Origin of the sequence: Cellulophaga sp. 3_MG-2023 (assembly GCF_030546975.1) — a bacterium.
Classification (GTDB): domain Bacteria; phylum Bacteroidota; class Bacteroidia; order Flavobacteriales; family Flavobacteriaceae; genus Cellulophaga.
The window spans coordinates 1-10,912 of record NZ_JAUOPS010000013.1 but is presented as its reverse complement, the minus strand read 5'-3'; the positions used below and the strand labels follow the sequence as shown (position 1 = coordinate 10,912).

At 33.5% G+C, this 10,912-nt stretch carries 4 protein-coding genes and 1 pseudogene; all 5 read right to left on the bottom strand.

Annotated features, from left to right (window positions below; all coding sequences use genetic code 11):
- Window positions 1-857, bottom strand: a pseudogene (locus Q4487_RS16980) (hypothetical protein); the annotation flags it as partial.
- A gap of 362 nt (window positions 858-1,219) precedes the next feature.
- A complete protein-coding gene (locus tag Q4487_RS16975) occupies window positions 1,220-5,695 on the bottom strand; it encodes an S-layer family protein (protein WP_303545779.1) in 4,476 nt (1,491 codons plus the stop codon).
- Between the two features lie 209 nt (window positions 5,696-5,904).
- Complete coding sequence (locus Q4487_RS16970) at window positions 5,905-7,842, bottom strand: OmpA family protein (RefSeq protein ID WP_303545776.1); 1,938 nt, start codon at window positions 7,840-7,842, stop codon at window positions 5,905-5,907.
- An 18-nt stretch (window positions 7,843-7,860) separates the two neighbouring features.
- A complete protein-coding gene (locus Q4487_RS16965) occupies window positions 7,861-8,814 on the bottom strand; it encodes a type IX secretion system membrane protein PorP/SprF (RefSeq protein ID WP_100895139.1) in 954 nt (317 codons plus the stop codon).
- An 18-nt stretch (window positions 8,815-8,832) separates the two neighbouring features.
- Window positions 8,833-10,912, bottom strand: a 2,080-nt coding sequence (locus tag Q4487_RS16960) for a gliding motility-associated C-terminal domain-containing protein (RefSeq protein ID WP_303545773.1), incomplete at its 5' end; no start/stop codon positions are given.

Here is a 10,912-nt window from a genome sequence, read left to right as displayed (position 1 = left end):
TTGTCTACCAATGTAGATAATGTTTCTGTAAATGTTGTTGCTGTTCCGTTTTCTGATGTATAAGTAAAGCTACCATCACCATTGTCTACCAATGTAGTTATAGTGTTGTTGGTATCTACTGTTGCTGAGTTTCCTGAATCATCTGTTAATGTAAAGGTTCCATCGCCATTATCTAAAACTGTAGAACGCTTTGCATCAAAAGTAGTAGCTACACCATCTTCATTTGTATATGTAAATGTACCATCTGCATTGTCTACCAATGTAGATAATGTTTCTGTAAATGTTGTTGCTGTTCCGTTTTCTGATGTATAAGTAAAGCTACCATCACCATTGTCTACCAATGTAGTTATGGTGTTGTTGGTATCTACTGTTGCTGAGTTTCCTGAATCATCTGTTAATGTAAATGTACCGTCTCCATTGTCTAAAACTGTAGAACGTTTTGCATCAAAAGTTGTAGCTACACCATCTTCATTTGTATATGTAAATGTACCATCTGCATTGTCTACCAACGTAGTAACTGTTTCAAACAAATAGGACAAATCTACTACACTTGTACTACCACCCTGCATAGTAAGCGTAAGTTCACCTGCTGCTTGATCAAAAACAAAATCTAGAATTTCGGGGTTACTACCTGAAGATAGCTCCCAAGAATCACCATCCCAAAAATAGATAGTTCCTGTATCTGTATTAACATATAAGTCTCCTAAGTCTGCACCTGCAGGAGATGCAGTTCCTGGCGCGGTTACATCTGTTCCGCTTAAAACTTCACAATTACATTGATCTTCTAGGGTAACTGTAGTTTGTGAGAACGCAATTGATGATATTAAAAAAATCATCGGTAATAAAATCTTCTTCATGCCGGGGTGTTTTATTCTATTTATTTCTTTGCAATAAGTTTAAGATGATTCAACATCTGCTTTAATTTTAAAGCTGAGACATTTAAACTTCTCATATTAACCTATAAACAACTTCACTTTACAAAATTAACGTTAGATACGCCGTTAGAAAATAAATGTTGTGTAAGCACCTATTTGTATGGTTAACTTCTATAAAAGCAATGTGGATAATTTTTATCCCTGTTAAATAAGGTATTAACAAGTGTTTTTAATCGATAACAATGCGATTTTAAACGAATTACAAGAGAGTTGAAAAGACTATAAAAATATAATCTTTTCATTTTTTATTTGAAGTACTCAATATATTTGTGAGTTGAAGTAGTTTAATTACCTTTAACTCTATGGGTAATATTTCTGTTTGTAATTGCATTAAAAGCTTTTAAAATTACATAAGGAGAAAACTCTGATGTAGAGTTTGAAATTGTTGCTGTAGTGGTTACAAAATTCCCAATAGCTACAGATGCTGGTTTTGGGGTAACAAACCTAAACTTATTAGTAGTATCATTGTTTCCATCATCATCTGAGTAACTAGATGTATTAGGAAACTGATCTGACGAACTACCTTCTATCATAGATCCTATAAAAATTTGTCCCTCTCCATAATCTGTTACCATTCCTAAACTATTATCTCCGGGACTAGCTGTTCCTTCGTTAATATCGGTTAAAAATAATTCTATTGTAGCTCCTGGCCTAGACCAACCTTCTACTATAATATTTGAACCAGATATAAACGCATTAGATATTACAGCAAAATTGGTTAAACCATTAGGTCCGTTATCAGTGTCTCCATTGTCGTTAATTGTAACTCCATCTCCTACATCATTACTGGCGTCTAAGTCTATTCCAAGAGCCGGTGTTGTAGTTCCGTTGGCATATATAGAATTTTTCGATATTAGATTACCACTTGTATTACCTCCAGCAATTACTATGCCTGCTCCTCCATTGCTGGTTATAATGTTATTTGTTATAGATGAGTTATTACCATCAATTTTTATACCTGCATTTTCTACTACACCACTACAATTACCTCCGTTTTGTCCAGAGGTTCTAATTGTGTTTTCTAATATTGCTACATCATCTACATCTTCTACTTCTATACCTAATGCTCCTGCTTTTTCAATTAAATTTTGAGTAATTGTTATGTTACTACCTCCTTCAATAAAAATATTATCAAAACAAGCTCCTGTTCCATTCTCTGTTAAATGATTATTTTGAACAAGTACAGAAGACCCACCTCTTATTATAATACCTGCGTCAATATTTGTTGTAATAAAATTAGAATCTATTGTTGCTTCTCCTCCTGTAACCTCTACTCCATAATCTATATTACCTGCATTTACTCCTACTGCATTTACTCCTAAGAGAGAATGAGAAACAGTACCTTCTCCTCCACTAATAATAACACCTGCATTATTGTTTGCATAAACAGATATATTACGTATTACAGTACCATTACCAGATGTATTAAGTACATCTCCGTTATTTTTATGAATCTGTATTTCAGGCCTATCATATCCTGGTAAAGATACTCCTGAAACACCTACTGATGTACCGCCAGCTCCTTCTGCTCCAAAGTTAGAGTTTCCTGAGTATGCTGTTTGTGTACGCCCATCTATAACTGTTTTAGTACCTGTTATTTCTTCTAAGGGATTACCATTAGATATTAAAATATCAAATATACCACCTGCATAATTTGCATCTGCTGTTCTACCTAATGAATCTGATGTAGGAGGAATCATAAATATTGACGTATCATCACCCGCTGCTGGGTCAAAAAGACTATTAGCTTCAATATCTACAGTCGCTTCTGCTAGATTATTTGAATTTATTATAAATTGATTTAAAGATCCTTGACCTTCCTCATTAGTGTTAACTATAGTGTTAAAGTTAAAACCAAAATTAATACCTACAACACCATTACCTGCAACAGATACGTTGGATACAGTTTGCGCATTATTAATTACACCTAAAGAAACATCCTGAGTAGCTGTTGGGTCTTTACCTCCTACCTCATTTGGTTCTGCTTGTATGGCACCTGCTGTACCAAAAGACCTATATGTTTGCACTGGATAACAATCTGAACAACTAAAGCCACCACCTCTAGTTGACTTTATTGTAGAACTTACTGTTTTTATTAAATAATCTCCATCTGCCATTCCTCCAAAAGAGTAATAACCAGATGCATCTGTTGTTTTTCTTTGAATAAAATTACCTGAGCTATCAAATAACTCTACTACTGCACCTTGTATACCTACTCCATTAGATGTGGCTTGGTCACGACCAATACCGCCTGGGTAATTAACATCTTCAAAAACAGTTCCTGCAATTAAGTTAGAAGGAACTTTTATAACTACCGCAGCTGATATTACAAAATCTTGACCAACATCTACATTTGCTGTTACCTGACTATCTGCTGGCGATATAAATGAAGAAATATCATAGGTATCCAAATCTACACCATATGAATTAGCAATATTATAAGTTGGACTTACAGTATTATCATAAATAGTAGAATTATAGGCATTGTTACCAGACTGTCCACCGTCGTTTGTTAAAATAAAATTCTGTCCTGTTTGGTTTGTTATAGATAGTTCTTCTGGGTTTGTAGATCCAGAACTAGAACCATTTAAATCTGGATCTCCTTCCCATGATAAAAATGATGCTTTTGCTCCTGCACCTGAAATAGCATAAAAAGAATCTAATGTAAACGAAGTACCTTCATTACTAAGACCATCAAAACCTTGGTATAAATTTATATTTACTGCTGGTAAATTTGGATCTTCATAAAATACAATTAATGTCCAACCACCTAAAACTGTAGAAGTAGTACAATAATCTCCCGTATTATTTATAGTTAAACCACTAAAATCAAAAACATTTGTACTAGGGTTTGCTACGCTTTTAACAATATCTGTAACATCACTTACATAACCAAAAAAGTTTCTATTGGTTAATGAAGTTTGATATAAGAAATTTGCTGATACATTTTGACCTTCAAAAACAACATCCGCATCTCTAACTGTACTAGAGTGAGCCCAATATAAATAAGCTCTTTCTACTGTTCCTGTATTAGGAATTGGAGATATTAATGTGTTTGAAGATGATGTAGTAACAGCACAAGGAGAAACTCCATTTGCTCCAGTTCTTAATGTACCTCCTGTTGTGGAGTAATCATAGTATCCATCAAACTCCTGAAATAAAGTAAGTGGATCATTAGCTAAAATTTGTGAGTTAATTGTTCCTATACCCGTATCAGTATAATTAATGGTTGCATATTGAGCCGTAGCCCCAGTAAATTCTATTTTAAAATTTTCTGCAAATTCTGGTGTACCATCATTAGTTATGGGGACAGATATAGTTTGTACATTTCCCAATTCACCTGTAAAGGTTAATGTTCCGCTTACTGCCGTGTAATCACTACCTGCCAAAGCAGTATCATCTACTGTTGTATAATCTACCGTAAAAGGCGCTTCAACAAAACCAAATAAAAATACATTTCTACCGTGGGCAGCTCTTGTAGATGTAACCGTAAAAATTGCTACACCTGCATCTTCATCTATAGTTACATCTTCAATTTCTATTACCGGCCCTTCTGGAAAACAATTAACTTGAGCTTGCCAACCCGCACCTGTTGTATTACCATTAGATGTAAACCTAAAAGTTAAACACCCTGATGCTGCTGATGAGTTTATTGACGTTGGAACGTTGGCACTATCAAACTGACCTATTAAAGGTGCGCTAGTAGAGTTACCATCATATATATATAAAATATCACCTGTTACAACTTCAAAAGCTGTGAAATCTACATTTATATAAGTGTCTGCTGTATCAGGACAAATTGTATAAGTTGCATTTTCATTATTACTGTAGTTTGATGGTCCACCTGGATCAAAAAAAGTATCGTTACAACTATTAACTGTAACACCATCTGTCATTACCAAAGCATCGTCATCTATTATAGTACCAGTACCTATGTCTGATATATCTATGGTAGAATTACTAGAGCTAGTAAATCTTATTGAAAATTCTTCTGCTCCTTCTATAGTAGTATCATTTAGTATTGGTATGGTAATAGTTTCTGTATCATTAATGTTACCATTAAAATTTAAAGTACCTGTTCTTGCTGTATAATCTGAACCCGAAGTTGCTGTACCATTAAAAGTTGTATAGTTAACAGTATAAGAGCCAGATGCACTTGCTACAGTTTGCCTTACAGTAAAAGTAGCTGTACCTGCATTTTCATTAACTGTAACATCATTAATTTCTAAAACAGGACTAGATACTGCTGTAAAAAACACATTGTCTATAAAAATTTGATCTGTATTGGCCCAATTGTTACCACTAGTAGACCTAAAAATTATTGCAGGGTTAGATGCTATTTGTGCAGCGGTTAGTGTATAAGATAAAGATCCTTGAGTGTTAGTATTTATATTACGCACTAAGTTCCAAGCCCCTGTGCTACCGTTATAAATGTAGACACCCAATGATTCTCCTCCTCTGTTACGAGCATCAAAATCTAAGGTTAATGTTACTGAATCGTAACCTGACAATGGAATAAATCTGTAAATAAAACCATTGTCTATATTTCTTAATCGCAATCTATTTCCTATAACCCTGATGTTACCACTCCAAGGACTATTATTATCTCCGGACTCTATCCAGTTTGTGGAAAAATTCTGATTACCATCATTTCTACTATATGATGTAGATGAGAAATTATCTCTAAAAGTATCCTGCCCTAATACTAAACTAGTAAACAGCAAGAAAAAAAACACTAAATATATATTAATCAACTTCATAATAAGAATTGGGTTTTTGGGGAATGTGTTATTAAAAACACACCCATCTTATTAAGGCGCTAAATTATACTTTTAACTATCAAATATTTAATATTTGTTGTGAATAGCCGATAACGTATCATATAGCTCTAGAAACTTGAAGTAAGAACAATTAAAAAAAGCCTTAACATCAAGTGTTAAGGCTTTTTTAATAAGTTATGTAGTATTAATTATTCTATAATAATAAATTCTGATCTTCTATTTAATTGATGTTCTTTTACTGTACAAGGCACACCATTTTCACATTTATTTACAAGTTTAGTTTCTCCAAAACCTTCACCTTGTAAACGACTTGCATCAATTCCTTTAGATACCATATAATTTACTGTTGCTTCTGCTCTCTTTTGAGACAACCATAAGTTGTAAGAATCTTTACCTCTACTGTCTGTATGTGAATTAACTTTGATTTTTAAACTAGAGAATTTTTCCATAGCAACAATCACTTTTTGAATTTCAATTTCTGCATCCGGTCTAATATCAAACTTATTTAAATCAAAATATATAGTACTTAATTGTAATAATTTAGCCAAATCATCTCCTGCACCTGCAGTAACTTTATCTCTTTCTAGATAAAAATCGATTACCTGTGGTTCTCCATTAGACTTGTTAATATATTTTTCTGATGGAACATAACCCTCTACTACAGCTCTAACAAAATTTCCTTGATTACAATCTAATTGTATATTATAAACACCATTAGAACTCATAATTGTAGAAGAAATTTCTTCATTATTTTCATCAATAACTTTTATTGCTGCTCCAACTAAAATTTCATTTGAAATTTTATCTCTAACCGTACCAGTTATTTGCTGAATACAATCTAAAACCAAAGGTTCATTTTCTACTACTGAGTAAATATCATCTTCACCTACTCCACCTTTTCTGTTAGAAGCAAAATATCCGTTTCTATTTTCACTATCAAAAATAAAGGTAAAATCGTCCATATTACTATTTACTGGTTCACCAACATTTACAATAGAGCCATTAAGTGTATTGTTTGCAATTTTGGTTGCAAATATATCTAACCCTCCTAAACCAAGATGTCCGTCTGAAGAAAAATATAAAATATCTTCATTAGATACATATGGGAAAGTCTCTCTCTCTTCTGTATTAATTTTGCTTCCTAAATTTACAGGTGTCCCATAAGTATTATCATCATTAATACTAGAACTAAAAATATCTGACAAACCTAAAGTACCAGGCATATTAGAAGCAAAATATAATGTTTTTTCATCATTACTTAATGTAGGATGAGCTACTGAGTAATCGTCACTATTAAAAGGCAATTCTGTAATATTTGTCCAAACCCCATCTATAAAATCTGCTCTAAATATTTTTAATCTTACTACACCATTTTTATCTTGTACACGCTTTCCGTCCTTATAATTATTACGTGTAAAATACATAGTAGTGCCATCTTTAGTAATTGTAGATGTTGACTCGTGATATCTAGTATTTATATTTTTATCTAATTTTACAACTTTATTTAAAGACAAGCTATCTGCATTTACTTTATATAGGTCTAAAAAATCTCTTGAGTTCCAAGTATGTCTATATTTTGCTAAGTTACCCGTATCTCTATCTGAAGAAAAAAGAAGTCCTTCATTATAAAATGTTGGAGCAAACTCGTTATGCACACTATTGTACTTAAAAGTAGATACTTTAAATTTATCTAAATTTTCTCTAATTTTTGCAGAAGATGCGATTGTATCTTTTGCAAATAAAGCTTTTTCTCCTGAAGAAGCTACATCATAAAACTTCTCTAAAATAGCATTAGATTCATCATACTGAGCTAGTGTCCTTAGTGTTTGCGCATATTTAAAATATTGTTCTGCTGTAACATCTGATTCAAACTCTGCTACTAACCTTTTGTATATATCTGCTGCCTTTTTATAATCTGCATTAAAGTAATATGAGTTAGCCAATTTACCTAGTAATTCAGCAGATACAAATCCTTTTTCTATAACTTTAGTATAAATATCTATAGCAGGACTAAAAGCGTAACTTTTGTATTTATCATTTGCTTTTTCTATTAATCTCTCTTGGGCATTAATATTTCCAACAGTAAAAAATAGTATAGCAAGTAAAACTATAATTTTCTTAATCATTTTGTAAATTTTATTTTTTTAGAAGAATCTAGGTGAAACTAGCTTTTCAAAAGCTCTAACTAGTTCAAATCTTAAAAACACCTCAAAAGAACCATCATTAAATTGAGTTCCTCCTAATTCTGTAGTTTCTTTATCATAAGCTAAGCCTAACATAATTTGGTCTGATACTTGAAACCCTGCCATTGCACTTACTGCAGCATCCCATCTGTAGGCTGCACCAAATGAGAACTTCTCATTATATAAAAAGTTTGCCGATAAATCTACTTGAAGCGGTGCTCCACTTACAACTTTTGTTAATAATGCTGGCTTAAATTTTAAATCGTTATTTAAGTCAAACACATAACCTGTTATAGCATATAAATTGATTTTATCCTGAGATAAAAACTGTACACCATCATCTGAATCTGAATTGCTACTATCAAAATGATCTGTCTCTAACAAGTTTGGAGCTGAAAGTCCAAAGTAAAATTTATTTGTATGGTAGTAAAAACCTAGTCCAAAATTAGGAGAGAATCTATTATCTATATTATTTGTTTCTACTACTTCATCATCTATTTTTCTTAGTTTGTCAAAATCTAAGTTTAACCTATTGAAACCTACTTTAAGTCCAAAAGATAATTTTCTTTCTTGAGCAAGTTTTAATGTGTAAGATAAAGTCCCATCAACATAAGTTTCCTGAACTACACCATCTCCAATTTCATCATTAACTATAGATACGCCATATCCCAAATTACTGTTTCGTATAGGCGAGTGTAAATTTAGAGTCTGAGTTTTTGGCGCACCATCTAATCCTACCCATTGAGATCTGTATAATGCAGCAATACTTAGTTGACCTCTAGATCCTGCGTATGCGGGATTAACAGCTAATGTATTAAACATATATTGTGTGTATTGTGCGTCTTGTTGCGCACTAACACTGTCTAAAACAAGTATTACTAATATAATTGTTGCAAGAATGCTTCTTTTTATCATTTTATGATATTAATTATGTTATTTACTTACGTATAGATAACCACTATCGGTATTATTATTTCCGTTTTGTTCGTAATTGAAGATGTAATAGTATACTCCTGAAGGTAAAACTTCACCTGCTTTTACAGTAGATCTTCCTTTAGATTTACCATCAAAAACATTATTAATGTTGTTGTAACCATCAGCTTCAAAAATTACAATACCCCATCTGTTATAGATTCTTAATGTATTATTAGGAACTAGCTCTACATTATCTATCCATAAGAAATCATTTTTACCATCACTATTAGGAGTAACCATTTGCATAACTACTACTGCATTTTCGTCTGGTGTATTATCTGGATCTAAATAATCTGGAGTTCCGTCACCATCTGCGTCATCGTTTGTTGGGTTACCATCACCATTTGCATCTTCATCTGGTGTATTTATACCGTCACCATCGTCATCTAAATCTCTGTAGTTAACGTCTTCTGTACCATCTGTATCTGGTAAATCATTTGCTGGATCGTTGATCTCATCATTTACATCAAAACCATCGTTTACATCTGATCCCTCATAACCATCATCTAAACCATCACCATCTGTATCTATAGTAGTGTATGTCTGATCTGGAATACCGTCAAAGTTAAAGTCGTTACCCTCATTATTATCTGGAACTGTGTCATTATCACTATCTAAATCTATATAATCTGGTGTGTCCTCACCATCGTGATTATTTGGTGTTAAACCATCTAAATAAGCACTATTTACTCCATCGTTTGCTAAATATGTTGCTGCATCATCATTATTAGGAGCAATGTAACCATCAGTGGTTTGTGCTTCTACATTATCTGGAATACCGTCATCATCAGCATCTATATCTAAATGGTTTGGTATGCCATCACCATCTGTATCTGCAGGATTAGTTAACGGGTCATTATCGCCATCTATATTTTCATCTTCTACTACATCCAATATACCATCGTTATCGTCATCTAAATCTACTGCGTCTGGAACACCATCTCCGTCAGTATCAACACCTGGAGTATCATCCATAGGATCTAAATAATCTGGTGTACCATCATTATCTGAATCGTCGTTTGTTGGGTCACCATTACCATCTGCATCTTCATCTGGCGTGTTTATTCCGTCTCCGTCGTCATCCAAATCTCTGTAGTTAACATCTTCTGTACCATCTGTATCTGGTAAATCATTTGCTGGATCGTTGATCTCGTCATTTACATCAAAACCATCGTTTACGTCTGATCCTTCATAACCATCATCTAAACCATCACCATCGGTATCTACTCCTGTAAATGTCTGATCTGGAACTCCATCAAAATTAAAGTCGTTACCCTCATTGTTATCTGGAACTGTGTCATTATCACTATCTAAATCAATGTAATCTGGTGTATCCTCACCATCGTGATTATTTGGTGTAATTCCTTCGTCTCCTGATCCTTCATAAGCATCATCTAAACCATCCATATCTGAATCGTTTCCGCTTGGTGCTATGTAATCTTCTGTTGTTTGTCCTTCTACGTTGTCTGGAATACCATCGTTATCTGCGTCTATATCTAAATGGTTTGGTATGCCATCACCATCTGTATCTGCAGGATCTGTTAATGGATCATTATCGCCATCTAAATTTGGATCCTCTACTGCGTCTAATATACCATCGTTATCGTCATCTAAATCTACTGCATCTGGAACACCGTCGCCGTCTGTATCTTTTCTGTCATCTGTAGGGTCTAAATAATCTGGTGTACCATCATTATCTGAATCGTCATTGGTTGGGTCACCATTACCATCTGCATCTTCATCTGGCGTGTTTATTCCGTCTCCGTCGTCATCCAAATCTCTGTAGTTAACATCTTCTGTACCATCTGTATCTGGTAAATCATTTGCAGGATCATTGATCTCATCATTTACATCAAAACCATCGTTTACATCTGAGCCTTCATAACCATCATCTAAACCATCACCATCTGTATCTACTCCTGTAAATGTCTGATCTGGAACTCCATCAAAGTTAAAGTCGCTACCCTCATTATTATCTGGAACTGTGTCATTATCACTATCTAAATCAATGTAATCTGGTGTATCCTCACCATCGTGA